The sequence below is a fragment of the Streptomyces sp. NBC_01381 genome (assembly GCF_026340305.1).
Lineage (GTDB): Bacteria > Actinomycetota > Actinomycetes > Streptomycetales > Streptomycetaceae > Streptomyces.
Window position 1 is genome coordinate 523,983 of sequence record NZ_JAPEPI010000003.1, and the last position, 20,481, is coordinate 544,463.

Annotated in this window: 19 protein-coding genes and 1 tRNA gene; 12 read left to right on the plus strand and 8 right to left on the minus strand. The window is 70.8% G+C overall.

Annotated features, from left to right (window positions below):
• Window positions 1-13: 13 nt before the first annotated feature.
• Window positions 14-376: a glyoxalase/bleomycin resistance/extradiol dioxygenase family protein gene (locus OG453_RS40685; protein WP_266873748.1), complete on the minus strand. Its 363-nt coding sequence runs from the start codon at window positions 374-376 to the stop codon at window positions 14-16.
• A 48-nt stretch (window positions 377-424) separates the two neighbouring features.
• Between OG453_RS40685 and OG453_RS40690 the strand changes: the two genes are divergently transcribed.
• The gene (locus tag OG453_RS40690) at window positions 425-775 is read left to right on the plus strand and encodes a VOC family protein (protein WP_266873749.1); all 351 of its coding nucleotides are present in this window, start codon (window positions 425-427) and stop codon (window positions 773-775) included.
• A 22-nt stretch (window positions 776-797) separates the two neighbouring features.
• On the opposite strand, the gene OG453_RS40695 is transcribed toward OG453_RS40690, so the two are convergent.
• On the minus strand, window positions 798-1,169 hold the full coding sequence (locus tag OG453_RS40695; RefSeq protein WP_266873750.1) for a fic family toxin-antitoxin system, toxin component: 372 nt from the start codon (window positions 1,167-1,169) through the stop codon (window positions 798-800).
• A 4-nt stretch (window positions 1,170-1,173) separates the two neighbouring features.
• Entirely contained in the window at window positions 1,174-1,401 is a 228-nt protein-coding gene (locus OG453_RS40700) for an antitoxin (RefSeq protein WP_135330050.1), read from the minus strand.
• 167 nt (window positions 1,402-1,568) lie between these two features.
• On the opposite strand from OG453_RS40700, the gene OG453_RS40705 reads away from it, so the two are divergent.
• From OG453_RS40705 to OG453_RS40715, 3 genes are read left to right on the plus strand one after another with little or no spacing between them, the layout of a single operon-like run.
• The gene (locus OG453_RS40705) at window positions 1,569-2,387 is read left to right on the plus strand and encodes an ABC transporter ATP-binding protein (RefSeq protein WP_266873751.1); all 819 of its coding nucleotides are present in this window, start codon (window positions 1,569-1,571) and stop codon (window positions 2,385-2,387) included.
• Between the two features lie 14 nt (window positions 2,388-2,401).
• A complete protein-coding gene (locus OG453_RS40710; RefSeq protein ID WP_266873752.1) occupies window positions 2,402-4,966 on the plus strand; it encodes an ABC transporter permease in 2,565 nt (854 codons plus the stop codon).
• A 48-nt stretch (window positions 4,967-5,014) separates the two neighbouring features.
• A complete protein-coding gene (locus OG453_RS40715; RefSeq protein WP_266873753.1) occupies window positions 5,015-5,905 on the plus strand; it encodes an LLM class F420-dependent oxidoreductase in 891 nt (296 codons plus the stop codon).
• A 31-nt stretch (window positions 5,906-5,936) separates the two neighbouring features.
• Here OG453_RS40715 and OG453_RS40720 read toward each other — a convergent pair whose 3' ends face one another.
• Complete coding sequence (locus OG453_RS40720) at window positions 5,937-7,076, minus strand: hypothetical protein (RefSeq protein ID WP_266873754.1); 1,140 nt, start codon at window positions 7,074-7,076, stop codon at window positions 5,937-5,939.
• A gap of 555 nt (window positions 7,077-7,631) precedes the next feature.
• Window positions 7,632-9,008, minus strand: a complete 1,377-nt coding sequence (locus OG453_RS40725; RefSeq protein WP_266873755.1) for an NAD(P)-binding domain-containing protein — start codon at window positions 9,006-9,008, stop codon at window positions 7,632-7,634.
• A 153-nt stretch (window positions 9,009-9,161) separates the two neighbouring features.
• Here OG453_RS40725 and OG453_RS40730 point away from each other — a divergent pair, with 153 nt between their 5' ends.
• Window positions 9,162-9,539: a helix-turn-helix transcriptional regulator gene (locus OG453_RS40730; protein ID WP_266873756.1), complete on the plus strand. Its 378-nt coding sequence runs from the start codon at window positions 9,162-9,164 to the stop codon at window positions 9,537-9,539.
• Here OG453_RS40730 and OG453_RS40735 read toward each other — a convergent pair.
• Together OG453_RS40735 and OG453_RS40740 are read right to left on the minus strand one after the other, a co-directional pair.
• The gene (locus OG453_RS40735) at window positions 9,511-11,097 is read right to left on the minus strand and encodes a PQQ-binding-like beta-propeller repeat protein (protein WP_266873757.1); all 1,587 of its coding nucleotides are present in this window, start codon (window positions 11,095-11,097) and stop codon (window positions 9,511-9,513) included. The two genes, OG453_RS40730 and OG453_RS40735, sit on opposite strands and share 29 nt — an antisense overlap.
• Window positions 11,098-11,188: 91 nt before the next feature.
• Complete coding sequence (locus OG453_RS40740) at window positions 11,189-12,748, minus strand: PQQ-binding-like beta-propeller repeat protein (RefSeq protein ID WP_266873758.1); 1,560 nt, start codon at window positions 12,746-12,748, stop codon at window positions 11,189-11,191.
• A 147-nt stretch (window positions 12,749-12,895) separates the two neighbouring features.
• Between OG453_RS40740 and OG453_RS40745 the strand changes: the two genes are divergently transcribed.
• From OG453_RS40745 to OG453_RS40755, 3 genes are all read left to right on the plus strand, one after another.
• Window positions 12,896-14,272, plus strand: coding sequence for a hypothetical protein (locus OG453_RS40745; protein ID WP_266873759.1), 1,377 nt, complete (start codon window positions 12,896-12,898; stop codon window positions 14,270-14,272).
• 69 nt (window positions 14,273-14,341) lie between these two features.
• Window positions 14,342-14,414, plus strand: a tRNA-OTHER gene (locus OG453_RS40750).
• Window positions 14,415-14,448: 34 nt separating this feature from the next.
• Window positions 14,449-14,994 carry a YrhB domain-containing protein gene (locus OG453_RS40755; RefSeq protein ID WP_266873760.1) on the plus strand — a complete coding sequence of 182 codons (546 nt, stop codon included), beginning with the start codon at window positions 14,449-14,451 and terminating at the stop codon, window positions 14,992-14,994.
• Window positions 14,995-15,037: 43 nt separating this feature from the next.
• Here the strand turns inward: OG453_RS40755 and OG453_RS40760 are convergent, their stop codons facing one another.
• Entirely contained in the window at window positions 15,038-16,309 is a 1,272-nt protein-coding gene (locus OG453_RS40760; RefSeq protein WP_266873761.1) for an APC family permease, read from the minus strand.
• 202 nt (window positions 16,310-16,511) lie between these two features.
• On the opposite strand from OG453_RS40760, the gene OG453_RS40765 reads away from it, so the two are divergent.
• The 4 genes from OG453_RS40765 (at window position 16,512) to OG453_RS40780 (ending at window position 20,479) form a co-directional block, all read left to right on the plus strand.
• Window positions 16,512-17,432, plus strand: coding sequence for an SDR family NAD(P)-dependent oxidoreductase (locus tag OG453_RS40765; protein WP_266873901.1), 921 nt, complete (start codon window positions 16,512-16,514; stop codon window positions 17,430-17,432).
• A gap of 94 nt (window positions 17,433-17,526) precedes the next feature.
• Window positions 17,527-17,946 (plus strand): GNAT family N-acetyltransferase, encoded by a 420-nt coding sequence (locus tag OG453_RS40770; RefSeq protein ID WP_266873762.1) that lies wholly within the window; start codon window positions 17,527-17,529, stop codon window positions 17,944-17,946.
• Between the two features lie 191 nt (window positions 17,947-18,137).
• Complete coding sequence (locus OG453_RS40775; protein ID WP_266873763.1) at window positions 18,138-19,469, plus strand: hemolysin family protein; 1,332 nt, start codon at window positions 18,138-18,140, stop codon at window positions 19,467-19,469.
• Window positions 19,466-20,479, plus strand: coding sequence for a hemolysin family protein (locus OG453_RS40780; RefSeq protein ID WP_266873764.1), 1,014 nt, complete (start codon window positions 19,466-19,468; stop codon window positions 20,477-20,479). Before OG453_RS40775 ends, OG453_RS40780 begins: the two co-directional genes overlap by 4 nt.
• Window positions 20,480-20,481 lie beyond the last annotated feature (2 nt).

Here is a 20,481-nt window from a genome sequence, read left to right on the forward strand (position 1 = left end):
CCCCGACAGGGCGTCAGACCGGTTGCGTGAGGTTGATCTTGTTGCCGTCCGGGTCCTTGATGTGCCCGACGCGCTGCCCCCACGGCATGTCGTTGGGCGGCGCGAGCACCTCTCCCCCGAGAGGCTCGGCGTGCTTCAGGCGGTCGTCCACGCTCTCCACCGCCACGCTCAGGAGCATCCGCTGCGGTGTGTCGAGCGGCACCTCCTTGTTCGAGACGATGCCGAGTTCCGAGTCGCCGATGCGCAGGTTCACGAAGAACGTGGGCCCTTCCTCCGGGACGCGCGAAACCTCCTCGGCTCCGAGCAGTTCCTTGTAGAACCGCAGCAGGCGGTCCAGGTCAGGGGTGACGATCATCGGCTGGATGGCGGCAGACATCTGCGTCCTCCTACGGCTCGGCGGTCTCGTCGAACCTATCCTCACCGCATGATCAATGGTGCGCACATCATCGTCTACAGCAACGACGCGGAGGCCGACCGCGCCTTCTTCCGCGACGTACTGGAGTACCCGCACGTCGACGCCGGCGGCGGCTGGCTCATCTTCAGGCTGCCGCCCGCCGAGGTCGCCGTACACCCCACTCCGGGGCCGGAGTCGCACGAGCTCTATCTCATGTGTGACGACGTGGAGGGGACGGTGCGTCAACTGACCGGCAAGGGCGTCCGGTTCACCCAGCCGGTGACCGACGCGGGCTGGGGTCTTCTCACCCGGTTCAAGCTGCCGGGCGGCGGCGAGGTCGGCCTGTACGAGCCGCGCCACGAGCGGGCCACCGACCTCTGAAGACCGGTTCCGCCGCGGTCAGTCACAGGCTCCACTGCCGCAGCACGTCCGCGATGGCGTGCACGCTCGCGTTGTCCTCCTTGACCAGGCGGGCGAGGTCGCGCACCTGCTCGGCGGATGTGACGACCTTGAGGCCGCTCGCGACGAGATAGGCGTAGGCGGCGGACACGGCGAACAGGGCGTTGGAGCGTTCCAGGGCGGGGATGTGCAGGAGCATCTGGAGCAGGGCGGCCGCGCGGTCGTGCGGGCTCTCGTAGACGGGTACGCCGAATATCTCCGCCTCGTGCCGGCTGACGGCGGCCACCAGGGCACCCCAGTCGGTGACCTGCGGGTCTCCGGGCGTCTTGTGTTCGGCGATCATCAACAGCCAGGCAAGATCGATTCTGAGGTTCAAGGGCTTAACGTCGACCCTCGCGCTCGGGACCGAACTCTTCGACGAACACGGATTCGTACTGCTTCATGAAGTCTGCGGCCGCCTCGACGAAGGTGTGTCCCACTTCGCCCGCGTCCTGCTTGACCAGTTCCTCGATGTACCGGTTGACGCTCATCCCGCGGGCCAGCGCGCGCTCTCTCGCGGCCCGGGCGGTGCCCTCGTCCACCCGTACGTTCAGCTGAGTCTTCGCCATGCCATCAAGCTAGCGCCGCGCCGCTAGCACCCGCAAGAGAGCCAATACCGTGCCCCTTACATACGTCTCAGGGGCACGACCTCGGAGGGATACCGGGCGCCCGCCCCCACCCTCTACTCTCAGCAGGGTCACGGGAGTTGGAACCGGCCACAACCCAGGAGGCGGCCTTGTCCACACCTGCTTCGGCACCGGCCACGGACCGCTCGGAGCCCGCCGGGGTGGCGGCACGCGCGCGTGGCCTGACCAAGGCGTACGGATCCGGCGAGACGACGGTGCTCGCCCTCGACTCGGTCGACGTGGACATCGCACGCGGGCGGTTCACGGCGGTCATGGGCCCGTCCGGATCGGGGAAGTCCACGCTGATGCACCTCCTGGCCGGGCTCGACACCGTTTCGGCGGGCCAGGTGTGGCTCGGCGACACCGAGATCACGGGGCTCAAGGAGCGGGAGCTGACGCAGCTGCGGCGGGACCGCATCGGGTTCATGTTCCAGTCCTTCAACCTCATCCCCACTCTCAACGCCCTGGAGAACATCACGCTGCCGATGGACATCGCGGGACAGCGCCCCGACCGCGAATGGCTGGAGCACGTCATCGACACGCTGGGCCTGCGCGACCGTCTCAAGCACCGGCCCGCCCAGCTGTCCGGCGGGCAGCAGCAGCGCGTGGCGTGCGCGCGGGCGCTCGCATCCCGCCCGGAGCTGATCTTCGCCGACGAGCCGACCGGGAACCTCGACTCGCGCGCGGGCCTCGAAGTGCTCGGCTTCCTGCGCGAAGCGGTCGACAAGCTGGAGCAGACGGTCGTCATGGTCACCCACGACCCGGGCGCGGCCGCCCACGCCGACCTGGTGCTCTTCCTCGCGGACGGCCGGATCGTCGACGAGATGCCGCGCCCGACGGCGGAGTCGGTCCTGGAGCGCCTGAAACGGTTCGACGTGATCCACGCACAGCCCCGTGACGGCGCGGACAGCACGACCGACGAGAGCTGAGGCGGGGCGCGGCCATGCTGAAGGCGACACTCCGCAGTTTTCTCGCGCACAAGGGCAGGCTGCTGCTCTCCGCGCTCGCCGTGATCCTCTCGGTGGCGTTCGTCGCGGGCAGCCTGATCTTCTCGGACACGGTGGCCCGCACCTTCGACCGGCTCTTCGCCTCGACGTCGGCCGATGTGACCGTCGAGCCGAAGGAGGACCTCGACGAGGCGATCCCGTCGGGGCAGACGCCGACAATCCCGGCGAGCCTCGCCGACCGCGTGTCGAAGGTCGACGGGGTGGCAAGGACCCGTATCGACGCGGCCGTCGACAACATCACCGTCGTCGACAGCGAGAACGACTCGGTGGGACCGACCACCGGCGCGCCCACCATCGCCACGAACTGGCTGGTCACCGACCGCAGCCCGGTCGAGCTGACATCGGGGCACGCGCCGCGCGGCAAGGACCAGGCGCTGCTCGACGCGGACACCGCCGACAAGAAGGACGTGGAGATCGGCGACACCCTCACGGTGCTCGCCGGTCCCGGCTCCTTCAAGGTCGAGGTCGTCGGCATCGTCACGTTCACCACCACCAACCCCGGCGCGGCCCTGGTCTACCTCGACACCCCGACCGCCCAGCGTGAACTCCTGGGCGACAAGGACGCGGCGACGGGCATCTCGGTGGACGCCGCGGCGGGCGTGAGCGACACCGTCCTCAAGCGCCGTGTCGCGGCCGAGCTCGGCTCCGGCTACGACCTGAAGACCGCCGACGAACAGGCCGATTCGGCCGCGTCCGAGCTCGGCGGATTCCTCGACGTCATCAAGTACGTGATGCTCGGCTTCGCCGGGATCGCCGTCCTGGTCGGCATCTTCCTGATCGTCAACACCTTCTCGATGCTCATCGCGCAGCGCACCCGCGAACTGGGCCTGCTGCGGGCCCTCGGCGCCGACCGCCGGCAGGTCCGCCGCTCCGTCCTGACCGAGGCGGTGCTGCTCGGCGTGGTCGGCTCGACGGTGGGGCTCGCGGTGGGGATCGGTCTCGCGGCCGGTCTCATCGAGCTGATGGGCCTGCTCGGGATGAACCTGAAGTCCACCGAGATGGTCATCGGGTGGGCGACTCCCGTGGCTTCGTACGTCGTCGGGGTGGGCGTCACGTTCGTCGCGGCGTATCTCCCGGCGCGGCGCGCGGCGCAGGTCTCGCCGATGGCCGCACTGGCCGACGCCGAGATCGCGGGCGTGGGGCGGCCGTTGAAGGTGCGCGCGCTGATCGGCTCGCTGGTCGCGCTGGCCGGGGCCGCCGCCCTGGTGGGCTGCGCGACGTCCGAGAAGACCTCGTCGGCTGCGTCCCTGCTTGGGCTCGGCCTGGTTCTGACGCTCATCGCCACCGTCATCGCGGGACCGCTTCTGGTGCGCCCGGTGATCCGGGTCCTGGGCGGCGCGTTCCCCGCCGTGTTCGGTTCCATCGGGCGGATGAGCCAGCGCAACGCGCTGCGCAATCCGCGCCGCACCGGGGCCACGGCGGCCGCGCTGATGGTGGGGCTCGCCCTGGTGACCGGCATGTCGGTGGCGAGCGCGTCCATGACCAAGTCCTTCGACCAGCAGATCGACCGGACCCTCGGCGCCGACTTCGTCGTACAGAACAGCAATTTCATCCCGTTCTCGAAAGAGATCACCCAGAAGGTGCGGGACACCGAGGGCGCCGGGCTCGTCGTGCGGCAGCGGTTCACTCCGGTGAAGGTGGCGATGCCGGACGGGAAGAGCGTGGAGACGACTGCCGCGGGCTACGACAAGCGGCTCGACGACGTCGCCCGCATCACGTATGTGGCGGGCGGGTCCGCCCAGGCGCTCGCGCCCGGAAACATCGCCATGGAGCGGGACTTCGCGGACAAGCACGAGGTCCGCGTGGGAGAGAAGCTGCCGGTGGAGTTCCCCGGCGGGCGCAGGACCGAACTGACCGTGGGCGCGCTCACCAACCAGGAGGGCGCCGAGGGCTTCGGTGTGGAGGGCGGGTTCTTCTTCGGCATCGGCACGGTCGAGGAGTACGTACCGGGCGGCCAGGACTCCGCGGTGTACGTGAACGCGGCCCCGGGCACGGAACCCGATGCGCTGCGCGACCGCCTGGAGAAGTCACTCGACCCGTATCCGCAGGTGCAGGTCCGTGACCAGGCCGACTACAAGGAGCTGATCCGCGAGCAGATCGCCGTGATGCTCTATCTCGTGTACGCGCTCCTGGGCCTCGCGATCATCATCGCGGTGCTCGGCGTCGTCAACACCCTTGCCCTGTCGGTCGTCGAGCGCACCCGTGAGATCGGCCTGCTGCGGGCCATCGGGCTCGCGCGGCGGCAGCTGCGCCGGATGATCCGCCTGGAGTCGGTGGTGATCGCCGTGTTCGGCGCGCTGCTCGGGCTCGCGCTCGGTCTGGTGTGGGGCGTCTGCGCGCAACAGGTGCTCGCCCTGCAGGACATGAAGGCGTTCGCGATCCCCTGGTCGACGGTGATCGCGGTGGTCCTTGGATCGGTGGTCGTCGGGCTCGCGGCGGCGCTGCTCCCCGCGCTGCGTGCATCGCGCATGAATGTGCTGGCGGCCATCGCGCATGAGTGATGGACTGGGCATCGCTGTGCCAACTGTCCATATACACAAGGGGAGTTCATGGTTCGCCCGTTCCGTTTCGGCGTCAACATGGTCACGCCCGCCACCGGCGACGAGTGGCGCAAGAAGTGCCGCAAGGCGGAGCAACTCGGTTACGACGTCATCCTGGTCCCCGACCACCTGGGCGCGCCCGCCCCGTTCCCCTCGGTCGTCGCCGCGGCGGAGGCCACCGAGCGGCCGCGCGTCGGCACGTTCGTCCTGAACGCGGGTTTCTGGAACCCGGCGCTGCTCGCCCGTGAGGTGGCGACCACTGACGCGCTCACCGGCGGCCGCCTCGAACTGGGCCTCGGCACCGGCTATGTACAGGCGGAACACGACATCGCAGGTCTTCCCTATGGCTCGCCGGGTGAGCGGGTGTCCCATCTGCGGCGTACCGTCGAGGAGTTGGACCGGCTCTTCGCCTCCGACGAGCATCAGCCGCAGCCCGTGCAGCGGCCCCGCCCGCCGGTGGTGATCGGCGGCAACGGCGACCGCATGCTGAAGCTGACCGCGCAGCACGCCGACATAGCCGCGTTCACCGGGGCGCGGCCGGTGCCCGGTGACACCGCGGGCAAGATGAGTCACCTCACAGCCGACGAACTTCAGGAGCGGGTCGCCGTCTATCGGCGGTTCGCGGCGGGGCGTGCCGAGCCCGCCGAGCTGAACTTCCTCGCGCAGATGGTCGCGGTGACCCCTGACCCGCGCGCGGCGGTCAGGCCCCTCCTGGAACACGTCCCGCACCTCACCGAGGACGAGGCGCTCGACCTGCCGCACCTCCTGGTCGGTTCCGTGCGGGACATCGCCGATCAGGTGCGTGCGCAGCGGGAGCGTTTCGGCTTCTCGTATCTGACGATTCTCGAGCCGTACTTCGAGGCGTTCGGCCCGGTCATCGAGGAGCTGCGCGGTGAGTGAGGAGACGGGCCGTGCATGAGGTGTTGGGCCGTCAGCCGCGCTCCTCGTAGCGCTGCCACGTGCGGCCGCCGTCGCGAGAACTCCACAGGCCTTCGCCGTCCACCAGGTCGTACGTCGCCGTCGTCGCGTCCACGATGCCGTACAGGGTCGTGCCGTGGACGGTGAGCGAGGTGAAGGTCTTCGGCGTCTTGAGCACGTGGAAGGTTCGGTTGGTGGGGTCGTCGGCGATCCACTGCCGGCCATCTTCCTCGCCGACGAGCAGCCGCCCGTCCGACAGCGCCTCCAGGACCAGGAACTCCGGGCCACGCTTCAGGTCCTGCCACGGAATGCCGCCGCCGGTGAGCGTGCGCCACTGCCCGCCGCCGTCCGTCGTCACCAGGAGGCCGCGCACGCTTTCCTCCTGCAGGAGGGCCACCGCCGCCGTGCCGCCACGCGCGGTGAGTTTGCCGCCCTGGTACCGCTTCGGGACGGGGGTGGAGCGGAGGGTGCGGCCGGCGCGCTGCCGGACGATGCTGTCGCCCTCCGCGGCCAGGGGCTGGTTCAGGGTCCAGGCCGTGCCCCGCTCGTCGACGGCGATGTGGCGGGCGTCGTCGGAGACCGCGGCCGGGGGCGCCACGGTGCGGGTGGCCGGCCGGTAGACGAGGGTCGGCTCCAGCTCGGCGAGCAGGATGTCGCCGGGACGGGTGCCCAGCGGGGTCTCCTTGGTGGTGACCTTGTGCCGTTTGCCGTGTACGTCGATGCCGTACGCCCCATCGGCGCCCTCCCCCGGCGGGACGCTCACGAAGCCCCCGCGCACGCCCTTGAACCGGGCCCGCACCGCCTCCGCGTCCGTGTGCTCCGCATGCTCGGCGACCGTCCTGCCGTCGGGAGCGACGACGCGCCAGGCGGAGGCGGCGGGCCCCTCGTCGTCCTCGACGTTCCCGGCCTCGTACGTCAGGAGCAGCGAGCCGTCGTCCGCGCGGGCCACGCCTGCGGGCGCGCCGGCCGCCTCGATGACGTCGGCGGGGCGCGGGTGGGGGTCTTCGATGACGCGCTTGTACCGCTCCTCGCGATCCCCGGTGCTCCAGGTCGCGGAGTCCCCCTTGGCGGAGCCCCCGCCTCTGGAGACCCCGTCTCCGGAGTCACCCTGACCGCAGGCCGTCAGGGCCAGCGCCGCGCTCGTCGCGGCCACCAGTCCGAAGGTTCGCCTCACACGTTTCGTCAGCCACACCATGCGCAGATCTTCACACACGGGCGGCGGGCGGCCGGATCGGCGTACCTGTCTAGACGCGGGACGGCATTCACCTTTCAACCTGTGTGAGTGGCGCCGCCCCGGGAAGCCGAGCGGGGAGCCGGTGACACCGAACCGCCCCGGTACTCAGCCGACGACGATGCCACCGGTCCTGCACTCCCACGGGGGCAGGCACACTCCCGCATTGCCGCCCCCATGGTTGAGGCGGGTCGGCCGTGACCGAGGGGAGCCGTCACGGCCGACTACCGCGTACGCCTCCCACCGGGCGGGTCTTTGCCATCGCGTGGTCGGCAACCCTGTGGGCGCCGACGCATTCCCGCGGCGCCTGCGCCCACAGTCGAGGCGAACCGGCCGCGGAGGGGAGCACGGCGCGGCCGGTGCGGCCTCCCTCCAGGGTCCTCCCGAACGGTGGCCGAAGCGGAGTCCGTCGAGCGCATTTCCTCTACGTCGAGAGCGTCGCGCGTTCGTCCGGTGATGCGGCTGCGGCGGGGTCGGTCAGCAGCCGCCCGATGTGGCGGCCGGGGCGCCAGTGCCGATCTGCAGGGTGGACGGTGCCGCGCAGCAGCCGCCTCCTTCGGAAGGTGTGGCTTCCGGTTCGTCGAAGAGGCCGGCGCCGCCGCAGACCCCGGTCTCCGGCAGGGTCAACTCCACGCGCTCGGCGGCCTCTTGGTCTCCGGCGAGGGATGCGGCGATGGAGCGGACCTGCTCGTAGCCGGTCATGGCGAGGAAGGTCGGGGCGCGGCCGTAGGACTTCATGCCGACCAGGTAGACATCCTGCTCCGGGTGGGAGAGCTCGCCCACGCCGTGCGGGTAGACGGTGCCGCAGGAGTGGACGTTGGGGTCGATGAGCGGGGCCAGTTCGACCGGGGCCTGCAGGCGCTCGTCGAGGCCGAGGCGCAGCTCGTTCAGGAAGGACAGGTCGGGGCGGAAGCCGGTCAGGACGATGACCTCGTCGACCGGGTCGAGACGGCGCCCGTCCTCGGCCACGAGCACAAGGCGATCGCCGCTCCGCTCGACGGCATCGGTGCGGAATCCGGTGACGGCATCGGCGTGCCCTTCGTCGACCGCGGCCTTGGCCGCGAGGCCCAGGGCGCCGCGGGCGGGCAGTTGGTCCGCCTCGCCGCCGCCGAAGGTCGAGCCGCTGATGCCGCGCCGCAGGATCCACGTGGCGTGGGTGCCCGGGGCTTCCTTGGTGAGGTCGGCCAGGTAGGCGAGCGCGGTGAACGCGGAGGCGCCGGAGCCGATGACGGCGGTGCGCCTGCCCGCGTAACGGGCGCGTACGGACGGGTCGTTGAGGTCGGGCACGCGGTACGAGATGCGCGCGGCCGCGGCGCGCTCGCCGAGGGCGGGCAGGCCGTCGCCGCCGATCGGGCCGGGCGTCGACCAGGTGCCGGAGGCGTCGACGACGGCGCGGGCGACGATCCGCTGCTCACTGCCGTCGGCGTTCTGGACGTGCACGGTGAAGGGCTGCCGGTCGCGGTCGGCGTCGACGACGCGGTCGCGGCCCTGGCGGGACACGCCGGTCACCGTCGCACCGAAGCGCACCCGGTCACCCAGGACGTCGGCCAGCGGCCGCAGGTACCTCTCCGCCCAGTCGCCGCCGGTGGGATAGGTGGCACCGTCCGGCCGCACCCAGCCCGTGGGGGCCAGGAGCTTCTCGGCCGCGGGGTCGACGACCTCGGCCCAGGTGGAGAAGAGGCGTACGTGCGACCACTCGCGCACGGCGCTGCCGGCTTCCCGTCCCGCCTCCAGGACCAGCGGCTCGATGCCCCGCCCGACGAGGTGCGCGGCGGCGGCCAGGCCGATGGGGCCTGCCCCGATCACCACGGTGGGCAGGGTGGTGGCGGGCTCGTGGTTGATCGGCGCAGTCACGGTGACTCCCCAGTCTTGTTTCGACATCCATCGATGTCTTCCATGGAAGCCAGCATCGCACCTGTATTGATGTGCGTCAACATAGACACCTATCAAAGCAAGGGTGCCGCCGATCCACGCATCCTTTGATTCGACGTATGTCAACATAGACGTATGTCGAACACGAAGGCCCTGCCGCTCCTCGAGCCGGACGTCGAGCCCTGCTGCCCGCCGCTGACCGAGCGCCCCCTCACCGCCGACGAGGCGGTGCGGACGGCCGCGATGTTCAAGGCGCTCGGCGACCCGGTCAGGCTTCGACTGTTCTCGCTGGTCGCGTCGCACGAGGGCGGCGAGGCATGCGTGTGCGACATCTCCGACGTCGGCGTCTCCCAGCCGACCGTCTCCCACCACCTCAAGAAGCTCCGCGAGGCGGGCCTGCTGACCTCCGAGCGGCGCGGCACCTGGGTCTACTACCGGGTCGAGCCGTCGGTGCTCGCCGCCATGGGGCAAATGCTGCGGCTGCCTACTTGGCGGCGAACCCGTACATCATGACCGTCTCCTGCGCCTTCGAGCTGGGCCGGGCGAGCAGGTCGGAGCTGATGTACAGCTTGTTGTGGGTGAAGACCAGTTCGTGCTGCATGGGCAACAGCGTGCTGGGCCGGGTGCGGGCGTCAAGGAGGACTTTCTCCCCCTTCAGTGTCCTGCCGTCGACGGAGACCACCTTCGCGAACGGGGCGGACTTGTAGACGAGGACGTTTCCGCCGTCCATCCGGATCGGGAAGACGGGACTTGCGTCGCCCGCCGGCAGCATCTGCCCCGTCGTCTTCCCTGTGGCCAGGGAGAAGGCCACGATCTCGTTCGTGGAGGAGAACTTCTTCGCCCCGTCGCGCTGCTTGGTGGGGACGTACAGCCTGTCGTTGCCCGCGACGATGCCCCGGCAGTCCTGGATGACGGACGTCTTGCCGCACGCATGCAGGTATTTCTCGGCCGGCAGCGAGATTCTCGCCCGCAGCTTGCCGCGCTCATCGAGGGAGAAGGCGCTCGTCGCGCCCGACGGACCGATCTCACCGGAGTCGAGGGCCACGACCACCGGCTTGCTGGAGACCACGCTGGGAGTCTGCACACCGGCGGGCAGCTTGTGGGTCCACTGCGCCTTGCCGGTGGCCGGGTCGAGGACCTGGACCCGGTACCGCTCCGCACCGAAGTCGCCGCAGGAGCGCACCGCCACCAGCTGCTCGCCGCCGCTGTAGCCGACGTCGCGGCACTTCTCCCCCTGCTTCGGCTCCCACAGGACCTTGCCGGTGCGCAGGTCGAACGCCGCACCGCCGTACAGGCCGCCGACGGCCACCGTGTCGCCGCTGATGGTGACTTGATTGAACGGTGTCTTCTCCTTCTGGTAGCCGATGGTGATCGACTCCGTCCAGAGTTCCTCGCCGGTGTCGACGTCGAACGCGGTCACCTCGGTGCACGGGCCGCGGGCGCCACGGTCGTCCTTCACGGTGGCCCCCGTGACCACCGCGGCGATGCCGTCCTTGCCGACGTCCGGGGAACCCGCGCACGACTCACCGGGCTTGGGCAGGTCCCACAGCCGCTTCCCCGATGTGGCCTCGACACCGACGATCTTGCTGACCGAGGCCTTGGCGTACACCTTGTCGGTGAGCCAGGAACCCTTGGAGTTCCAGGTGCTCTCGCCCTTGGGCAGCTCGGGCTGCAGGGCCTTGGTGCTGAAAAAAGCCTTGGCGTCCGCCGGGACCTTCTCCTTGGGCTTGATGTACCTGGCCTTCTCGCGGTCGCCGCCCGGCTTGGCCGAGGTCTTGTCCTTCGACCCGCCGCCGGACGACACGGCGTACCAGACGCCGCCGCCGACGATCAGGGTGATCGCGGTGACGACCGCGACGACTATCGCGGTGCGGCGCCCGGCCCCTCTGCCGCCGCCCGGTGGCCCCATGGGCGCCGTGGGCACCGTCGGCACGACGGGCACGGACGGCTGATGGGGCGGAGGCGGACCGAAGCCGCCGGGCGGCGGGCCGAAGCCGGAGGCCTGGTCCGGCGGGGGCGGGCCGAAGGACCCCTGGGGGGACTGCTCGGGCGGCGGGAAGGGCTGCGTCATCGTGACTCCAACTACTGGTGCGGGTAGGGCTGTTCACTGCGCTGCCGGGGTGTCACCGGCGGGGCCGCCGGAAGCGCCCCCAGCGCCGGCATCACCGGCCGAAGGAGAGCATCCGGCCGTTCCCCTCTTCGCCCTCGGCGCCATTGCTCTTGCCGCTCAGGCTCGTCGGCGTCACGAAGAACCGTCCGTCGGCGTACAGCGTGTAGCCCGCGAACATGCCGACCTCGATGCGCCGGGCCGCCGAGGTGTGCCTGAGCAGCACGTCCGGCTTCCCTCCGCGGGGGCCGAACCGCACCGTCTGCCCGTTGCCCTTTTCGCTCTGCGGCCGCGCGTACACGATCACCCCCGGCCGGTCCTTGCCGCCCACCGCCACCGGTGTGACCTGCCGCTTGTCCTCGCCCGACCCGGCCCACTTCTCCTTCCCGGAGTCGAGGTCGAAGGCGACGACCTTGTTGGGCCCCAGGATGTCGCCCTGCGGGGGCTCGCTCGCGAGATAGAGCGTGTCCTTGCCGACGGCGCCTCCCGGGCAGTTCTGTACGCCCTCGCCGGAGTCCCCCGCCATGGCGCACATCTCGAACTCGTGCGGGCCGCGGTCGAGCGTGACCCAGGACCGCTGCTTCCCCTTGTCATCGACGGCGACGACGGCCCACTTCTCCGACTCCTCGCGGTTGCGGACCGCGACGACGACGGGATCGGTGGAGTAGACCTTCTCGACGCTCCAGCCCTTCTTGCTGCGGTAGCGCCACTTGACGTCGCCAGTGCGGGGGTCGAGCTTAGTGAGCCGGCTGTGCGAGACGTCGTTCCCGCTGATGCAGCTCTCGACCTGGAGCAGCTTGCCGCCGCCCGCGACGCCGTACAGATAGCAGTTCCCTTCGCGCTCCTTCTCGGTCGTGAACAGCCGCTTGCCGTCCCGGATCCGATAGGCGTGCGCGATCATGTCCTGGTCGACCAGGGCGGTGTCGCCCGTGATCGCGACGTGCGTCGTCCTGGTGCTGTCAAGGGACCCCTTCTGCACCAGCTCCTTGTGCCAGCCCTTCGCACCGTTCTTCAGATCGATCACCTGAAGCTGATCGCACTTGGCCTTCTGGTCGGATTTCGACTTCGTGTACGCGACCACGACCTTGCCGTCCGGCGTGGGGTTCACCGGGGTGTCGCACACCTCGCCGGGCAGCGGCACCGACCATTCCTTCGTACCGTCGGCCGCCTTGTAGCCGGTGACTTGGTCGTGCTCGGCCTGTGCCACGATCCCGGGCACGTGCCACACGTCGAAGAGCTGTGCGCCCTTGCCCGGCAGCTTGATCTCGTTCATGGCGAGCCAGGCCTTCGCCTCACCCGGCTTGCGCCCCGCATTGACATCGATGACGGCGGCGGGCCCGTCGTCCTTGTCGTCGGCGTCCTGCTCCGGGCCCGCCGACTCCTCTGCCCCGTCCGGCGATTGCCGTGTCTGCGCGGCCACGGGCTCGCGGGAACCTCCCCCGCCGCCGTCCCCACGCATGACGGCGAAGACGCCCCCGCCTACGAGCACCAGAGCGAGCGCGCCGACGCCGAGGACGACACGGCGCCTGCGCTTGCCGCCGGCGGAAGGCACCGGCTGGGCATAGGGGTTGCCGGGCAGCGGCTGGTGCACCGGCCCGGACTCACTGTTGACCATGGAAGAGAGTCTGTACCAGCCACGACACTATCTAGAGCCACTTTCTAGAAAAACTTTCTAAAGTTCGGTTCTGAGCCACCCCGCCCGACCGCCCCGGGGCGGGATAACCAGTTGGGAACTGATCACGGCGATGACAGGCTGAAGCGCATGCCGCCGCCGACAGCCGAACAACACCTCCTGCGTGAACTGCACGCCTCGCTCACGCTGCGCAAGCGCCCGGAGGACGTGGCGCGGCTCATCCAGGATTTGTACGCCGCCCAGGGCACCGACCTCGACACGGCGACCGAGGCGGCGCTCGCCAAGGCCGCCGAGCACTCGCTGCGCAACATCTGGCACGGCTACACCTCGATGCGCGAGGAATTCGCCCGCCCGGTCGGCGCCCAGCGCCAACTCGCCCGCGCGGCAACCCTCTTCAAGGACCTGCCGGACTTCCCGGAGGGCGCGGGGGACGATCCGGCCCGGATCGAGGCGGTGATCCGGCGGGCGGGCGAGGACATCGGCCGCGCGTACGGGCAGAACGACTTCGGCATGGACCGCCTAGACCGCGCCGAGCGCACCGCGGCCGGTCTCGGCGAGATCTCCAAGCGCCAGTACAACAAGCGCTTCCGGCTGCTGCGCCGGATGGAGGCGAAACTGGCGCGGCTCATCCACGAGCAGCGCCGCCGCGAACTGACCATGACGGGCAAGGGCGCCCTCGCCCACGCCCTGCCGTACGAACTCTTCGCCGCGGACCCCGACTCGGCGGCCTTCATCGCGTACGTCACGGCGCGGGGCTACATGCGCAGCGTCTTCACCAACGGCCGGCAGCGACAGGTCTACGACGAGGTGGCCGAGGCCCTGTTCGGGCGGCTGCGGGCGCGGCCCGAGCGGACCTGCTGGTTCGCCGTCGCCCATGTGCACCCGCGGGCCGAGGTGTTGGCGGCGGTGTCCGACGAGGACCTCACTCGACTCCTTGTGCGCTGGAACGGCTTCCTGCGCCAGGTGGCCGACCTCCTTGAGGACGCCTGGAACCGGCACCCCCTGGAGCGCGCCACGATGGTCGTGCGCCCCGGCGACGACTCGTCGACGTGGAACCAGGCCGCGCAGGCGTGGAACACGGCCCGGGCGCATTGGTTCGCACTGCTCCACGAGCTGGGCGAGGCGGCGATCCTGGACGAGGTCTGCCCCGGCAAGGTGCCCCGGCTGATGGCGGCCGACGTGGCGTACTGGCACCGGATGAGCGGCGGCGGACTGCACCCGGACACCTACGTCTGGGCGGACCTTCCCCTCCCATGGGAGGTGCTCCGGGGCGAGGAGGACTGCCCACGCTCGCTGGTCGAGGCGGTCTGCGCCCGGCATCGGGTGGACCCGGTGGCCGGCGCCTGGACCGCGCCCCGGCCCACGGCCGAGCCGGTCGCCTTCCGCCGGACACCCGAGCTCGTACACGGAGTCCCCGTAGCCGACCCCCTGATGGCCGGTGCCCTCCGCTCGGCGGGAATCTTCTCCGGCAAGGGCAAACGCGCCGCGGCCCAAGAGTGGCTCTGACCCACACCAACCCCCGCCCCACGGAAATCAGTTGCCCCGCGCGACACCTCCGGCAATGATCGCCACAGCGACGAGGAAGCTCTGCGGAGGAGCGCCCGGCTCTGTCTCCGGGTGGACGCAGGTTCGAATCCTGCCCTCGTCGCCTTCAAGCACCGGCCGCAGGAGATGCCGTACGCGTGATGGAGCGAGAAGCCGCCGTTCGAGCCGTCGAAGAGCAGCTGGAGCGGGACTACCAGCAGCAGTTGGCCGCGGGGGACGCGATGCGGATGGCCGTGGTGGATGCCGAGGAGCATGAGCTGGTGTGGATCGTCCACTGGCAGGCCGAGGAGTTCGTGCGCACCCGGAACCCGGAGTTCCTGCTGGTGGGCAACGGGCCGTACCTCGTCGACCGTGTCGACGGAGGACTGCACCGGATCGGTGTCGTCTCGGCGGTGAGCGGCGAGTGGGAGGCCGACTATCGAGCCCGCATCCGCGGGTTGCCCGTGCGCACGGCGGTGGACGACCTGCACGATGAGATGCGTGAAGTCGCCGCCGGGCGTGGGCGGATGCGTGCTGTGCGGGTCCTGCGGCAGCGGCTGCCGGTGTTGTCTCCTGCGGAGGCCATCGAGTACGTGACGTCCCTGCTGGACCACGATGTGCCTGCGCGCCTCGTGGCCGTCGCCGTCAAGGAGCTCGTGGCACCTCTCGACCCGGTGCTCGCGGTGGAGAGCCTCGCCCCCTGAGCCCGGCAGTGCGCCCCAGGCCCCCGGCCAACCCCCAGGGCCATCACGCCCCTCGGGCCGCCACGGCGCGGCGGATGCCGTAGGCCGCGGCCCCCAGGCACAGGACCGCCGCGCCCCAAGTGACCGACGCCGCGGGCAGGGTGAAGGCGAGCAGGAGGCAGCCGGTCAGGCCGAGGAGGGGGATGGCTCGGGGTGGGCGGCCCTCCGTTGAAGTGAGGGTGAGCGCGGAGGCGTTGGCGATGGCGTAGTAGGCCAGTACGCCGAAGGCGGAGAAACCGATCGCCCCGCGCACGTCGACGGTGGCCGCCAGGACGGCGACGACCGCGCCGACGGCGAGTTCGGCGCGGTGCGGCACTTTGAAGCGCGGGTGCACGGCGGACAGGACGTACGGGAGATGACGGTCACGGGCCATGGCCAGTGTGGTGCGGGAGACTCCGAGGATCAGCGCGAGCAGCGAGCCGAGTGCGGCGACGGCCGCTCCCGCGCGGACCACCGGCGTCAGCCATGTCGCACCGGCGGCTCGCACCGCGTCCGACAGCGGTGCGCCCGACTCCGCGAGCCGCCCGGCTCCGAGGACGCTCAGGACGGCGATCGCGACGGCCGCGTAGACGATGAGAGTGATGCCGAGGGCGAGCGGGATCGCCCGCGGAATGGTGCGTGCCGGGTCGCGGACCTCCTCGCCGAGGGTGGCGATGCGCGCGTACCCGGCGAAGGCGAAGAACAGCAGCCCGGCGGCCTGCAGCACCCCGGTCCAGGAGGCGTCCGGTCCCCACTCGAGGCGCGAGGTGTCGGCGCTGGAGCCGGTCAGGCAGACGACCACGACTGCGGCGAGCACGGCGAGGACGACGGCGACGACGGCACGCGTGAGCCAGGCGGTCTTCTGGATGCCGGTGTAGTTGACCGCGGTCAGCGCCACCACCGCGGCCACCGCCACCGCGTGGGCCTGGGCGGGCCAGGCGTACGACCCCACGGTCAGCGCCATCGCCGCGCAGGAGGCGGTCTTGCCGACCACGAAGCTCCAGCCGGCCAGGTAGCCCCAGAAGTCACCGAGGCGCTCGCGGCCGTAGACGTAGGTGCCGCCGGACGCCGGGTAGCGGGCGGCGAGCCGTGCGGAGGACGTGGCGTTGCAGTAGGCCACCACCGCGGCGAGGGCGAGCGCCGTCAGGAGCCCGGATCCGGCCGCGCCGGCCGCCGGTGCGAGCGCGGCGAAGATGCCCGCGCCGATCATCGAGCCCAGGCCGATCACCACCGCGTCCGGCACCCCGAGCCGCCTGGTCAGCTCTCCTTCGGCAGGAGGATTCGCCGCCGTGCCCATCGCTGCACTCCTTCGCCCGCGGCGCGCTGCTCCGCGCGTCAGTTCTCGTACCTCGGCGTCGCCGTACGTTACTTGGCCCCCCAGGGGTGGACGCCGCGAACCGGCCCTGACGCGGTCCCGCGACGGGGGCGACATCGCGGGCCCTTCACTAGGCTGAACGGCGTCCCGGTCCTGCGGTTTCCGAGGGGGCAGCGTGTCCACGATGGTGATGACCGGCGGCACGTCCGGCTTCGGAGCGATCGCGGCCGAGCGTCTTACGCGGTCGGGCGACGTACGGCTGATCCTGGGCGCACGCCGGACGACGGCTATCGGCGATCGGATCCCGGCGGTAGGCGACCGGATCCCGCTCGACCTGGCGGACCTCGCCTCGGTGCGCGCCTTCGCGACGACGGTCCGCGAGCGGCTCGGCGACACCCCCGTCGACGCCTTGGTGCTCAACGCCGGAATGGTCCTCCCCGACGTCACCCGTCGCACGGTCGACGGCTTCGAGACGGCCTTCGCCGTCAATCACCTCGCGCACCACCTGTTGCTGCGCCTGCTGCTTCCGGCGCTCGCGGACACGGCGACCGTGGTGCTGACCACGAGCGGCACCTACGACCCCGCCAACCACGCCGGACTGACGCCGCCCCGGCACGCCGACGCGGAACTGCTCGCGCACCCCGACCGGGACCCCGGCCTCGACGCCAAGCCGCGCAAGGCGGGCGAGCACGCGTACACCGCGTCCAAGCTGTGCGCCGTGCTCACCGCACGATCGCTGTCCGAGCACCCCGGCTTCCGCAACGATCGCCGCACCGTCGTCGCCTACGATCCCGGGCAGGTCTTCGGGACAGGCCTGGCCAAGCAGCTGTCGTTCCCGCTGCGTACGGCCTGGGCGCTGCTCGGCACTCCGGTCGTCGGCCGGCCGCTGCGCAGGTTCAGCCGCGATCTCAACAGCCGCCCCGACGCCGCGAACACCTTGGCCGACCTGGCCGTCGGCGGTGTGCCGGCCCCGGCAGGACGCGTGCTCGTCGCCCTGCGGCGCGCGCGGCTCAGCTGGCCGGACCCGTCCGATCTGGCCCGCAGGGACGAGGTGGCGCAGGCGCTGTGGAACGACAGCGGCAGGCTCGTCGGCCTTTCGCCCTGACACGGACCGCGGCGCACGGCACGTCGCGCGTCACATCGCTCCCAGGCACGGAAACCGGTCGCCAGACCGCACGGCGACTTGATTGCATCTCCCCATGAGTGATCTCCACATCCGCTGTGCGACCCCGTCCGACATCGACACCGTGCTGCGGTTCTGGCGCGAGGCCGCGGAGGGAACGAGCATCAGCGACGACCGGGCCGGAGTGGCCCGGCTCGTCGAGCGCGACCCCGAGGCCCTGCTCATCGCCGAGCGCGACGGCGTCATCGCCGGCACCGCGATAGCCGGTTTCGACGGCTGGCGCTGTCACCTCTACCGCCTCGCCGTGCACCCGGACCAGCGGCGTCAGGGCGTCGGCTCGGCGCTGCTCGCCGCGGCCGAGGAGCGCTTCCTGGGACTTGGGGGGCGCCGCGGCGACGCGATGGTCCTCGACCGCAACGAGCTCGCGCGGCATGCCTGGCGCGCCGCCGGGTACGCGCCCGAGCCGCAGTGGAGCCGCTGGGTGAAGCACCTCTAGATCCCAGTCCGCGGACGCCCGCACGAGCGGATTTTGCTGGTCCTTTACTATGTACGGACCACTCGATTCAACTGAGATTCAACTGAGATTCAAACGGAAAGGTGTGAGCGTCCGCCCATGGGCGAGCCTCCCAGTACCCGACATCGCGCATTCCCCCGGTCCCTGTCCGATCATGGGACGGAGGTGACCCGATGACCGAAGTGCTCCTGCTCCTCGTGGCGGTGCTCCTGTCGCTGGCGTGCGGCGTCTTCGTGGCGGCGGAGTTCTCCCTCACCACGGTCGAGCGCAGCGAACTGGAACGAGCGGCCGAACGGGGCGAGCGCGGCGCCGCGGGCGCCCTCAAGGCCGTCAAGAACCTCACCTTCCAGCTCTCCGGGGCGCAGCTCGGCATCACCGTCACCAACCTGGTGGTCGGCATGCTCTCCGAGCCCTCCATCGCCAAGCTGATCGCGGGCCCGCTGCGCTCCATGGGCATCTCCGCATCGGTGTCCTCGTCGGTGGCCCTGGTCATCGGCACGGCCCTGTCGACGGTCTTCCTGATGGTCGTCGGCGAGCTGGTGCCCAAGAACTGGGCGATCTCGTCGCCGCTGGCCGTCGCCAAGCGGGTGGCGACTCCGCAGCGCCTGTTCAGCGCCGCGTTCCGCCCCTTCATCGCGCATCTGAACAACACGGCGAACCACTCCGTACGCCGCTTCGGCATCCAGCCCACCGAGGAGCTGGCCAGCGCGCGCAGCCCCAAGGAGCTGGTGGCGCTCGCCCGGCACTCCGCCAAGGAGGGCGCCCTGGAGGCGGACACCGCCGAGCTGTTCGTACGCACCCTGAACCTCGCCGATCTCTCCGCGGAGAACGTGATGACGCCGCGCGTGCAGGTCATCGCCCTCGACGCCCTCGCCACCTGCGAGGACGTCGCGAACGCGACGCGGGCCACGGGCCTGTCCCGCTTCCCCGTCTACCGCGGCAACCTCGACTCGGTCGTCGGTGTCGCGCACATCAAGGACGTCCTGGCGATACCGGCCGAGCGCAGGGCCCGCTTCCCCGTCGCCGAGCTGATGCGCGAGCCGCTGCTGGTCCCGGAGTCGCTGACCGTCGACCGGCTTCTGGACCGGCTCTCCGGCAAGCGCACGATGGCCGTGGTCATCGACGAGTACGGCGGCACCGCCGGGGTCGCGACCCTGGAGGACATCGTCGAGGAGGTCGTCGGCGAGGTGCGGGACGAGCACGATCCGCACGAGACGCCCGACATCGCCCCAGCGGGCACCGACGACGCAGGCCGGACGCTCTACTCCGCCGACGGCTCGGCCCGCACCGACCAGCTGGCCCGCGTCGGCCTGCGCACGCCCGAGGGGCCATACGAGACGCTCGCAGGGCTGGTCGCCACCGAGCTCGGCCGCATACCGGCCGAGGGCGACAGCGTCGAGGTGGGCGGCTGGCGGCTCGACGTCGTGGACGCCCGCGGCCGCCGCGCCGCCCGCGTCCTGCTGCACGCGCCCCTGCACGACGACCACCAGGAGGAGGAGCGATGACCGCCGTCCAGTTGCTGATCGGCCTGGCGACGCTCGTCGTCAACGCCTTCTTCGTGGGCGCCGAGTTCGCGCTCATCTCCGTACGCAGGAGCCAGATCGAGCCGTACGCCGAGGACGGCGACCGGCGTGCCAAGAGCGTGCTGTGGGGTCTGCAGCACGTGTCGGCGCTGCTGGCGGCGGCCCAGCTCGGCATCACACTGTGCACCCTGGTGCTCGGCATCGTCGCCGAGCCCGCGATCGCGCATCTGCTTGAGCCGCTGTTCGACGCGGTCGGCGTGCCGCACGGTCTGGTCCACCCGATCTCGTTCGTCATCGCGCTCGCCCTGGCGACGTATCTGCACATGCTGCTCGGCGAGATGATCCCCAAGAACATCGCGCTCGCCGAGCCGGTGCGCTCGGCGCTGCTGCTCGGTCCGCCGCTGGTCGCCGTCGCCCGTGCGCTGCGCCCTGTGATCTTCGCGATCAACGCGTTCGCCAACGGCCTCCTGAAACTGCTCAGGGTCGAGGTGAAGGACGAGGTCGCCGCGACGTTCTCGGACGACGAGCTGGCCCGGATGGTCAAGGACTCCGGTGACGCGGGTCTGCTCGACGACCGTGCCCAGGAACGGCTGCACGACGCGCTCGAACTGGGCCGCCGCCCGGTCCGGGACGTGGTGCTCCCCTTGGAGCGGGTCGTGTACGCGCATGTGGGCGTGACGCCGGAGCAGTTGGAGCGGCTCTCGTCTGAGTCCGGGTTCTCCCGCTTCCCCGTCGTGGACGACGGCCGCCGCATCGTCGGCTATCTGCACGTCAAGGACGCGCTCGACCGGGCGCCGCGCGATCTGCCGTTCCGGGTGCCGGACATGCGGAAGATCGCGCAGGTGCGTGAGTCCACGCCGCTGGACGACGTGCTGACCGCGATGCGCGGCAGCCGCACCCATGTGGCGGCGGTGCTCGGCTCGGACGGCAGACTGGCCGGGATGGTCACGATGGAGGATGTACTGCGGGAGCTGTTCGGTCAGCCCGCCTGAGC

What these genes read in the sequence shown, in the direction of transcription:
- OG453_RS40685 (WP_266873748.1), bottom strand. Translation starts at nt 376, where the DNA reads ATGTCTGCCGCCATCCAGCCGATGATCGTCACCCCTGACCTGGACCGC.
- OG453_RS40690 (WP_266873749.1), top strand. Translation starts at nt 425, where the DNA reads ATGATCAATGGTGCGCACATCATCGTCTACAGCAACGACGCGGAGGCC.
- OG453_RS40700 (WP_135330050.1), bottom strand. Translation starts at nt 1,401, where the DNA reads ATGGCGAAGACTCAGCTGAACGTACGGGTGGACGAGGGCACCGCCCGG.
- OG453_RS40710 (WP_266873752.1), top strand. Translation starts at nt 2,402, where the DNA reads ATGCTGAAGGCGACACTCCGCAGTTTTCTCGCGCACAAGGGCAGGCTG.
- OG453_RS40715 (WP_266873753.1), top strand. Translation starts at nt 5,015, where the DNA reads ATGGTTCGCCCGTTCCGTTTCGGCGTCAACATGGTCACGCCCGCCACC.
- OG453_RS40730 (WP_266873756.1), top strand. Translation starts at nt 9,162, where the DNA reads ATGTCGAACACGAAGGCCCTGCCGCTCCTCGAGCCGGACGTCGAGCCC.
- OG453_RS40735 (WP_266873757.1), bottom strand. Translation starts at nt 11,097, where the DNA reads ATGACGCAGCCCTTCCCGCCGCCCGAGCAGTCCCCCCAGGGGTCCTTC.
- OG453_RS40740 (WP_266873758.1), bottom strand. Translation starts at nt 12,748, where the DNA reads ATGGTCAACAGTGAGTCCGGGCCGGTGCACCAGCCGCTGCCCGGCAAC.
- OG453_RS40745 (WP_266873759.1), top strand. Translation starts at nt 12,896, where the DNA reads ATGCCGCCGCCGACAGCCGAACAACACCTCCTGCGTGAACTGCACGCC.
- OG453_RS40760 (WP_266873761.1), bottom strand. Translation starts at nt 16,309, where the DNA reads ATGGGCACGGCGGCGAATCCTCCTGCCGAAGGAGAGCTGACCAGGCGG.
- OG453_RS40765 (WP_266873901.1), top strand. Translation starts at nt 16,512, where the DNA reads ATGGTGATGACCGGCGGCACGTCCGGCTTCGGAGCGATCGCGGCCGAG.
- OG453_RS40770 (WP_266873762.1), top strand. Translation starts at nt 17,527, where the DNA reads ATGAGTGATCTCCACATCCGCTGTGCGACCCCGTCCGACATCGACACC.
- OG453_RS40775 (WP_266873763.1), top strand. Translation starts at nt 18,138, where the DNA reads ATGACCGAAGTGCTCCTGCTCCTCGTGGCGGTGCTCCTGTCGCTGGCG.
- OG453_RS40780 (WP_266873764.1), top strand. Translation starts at nt 19,466, where the DNA reads ATGACCGCCGTCCAGTTGCTGATCGGCCTGGCGACGCTCGTCGTCAAC.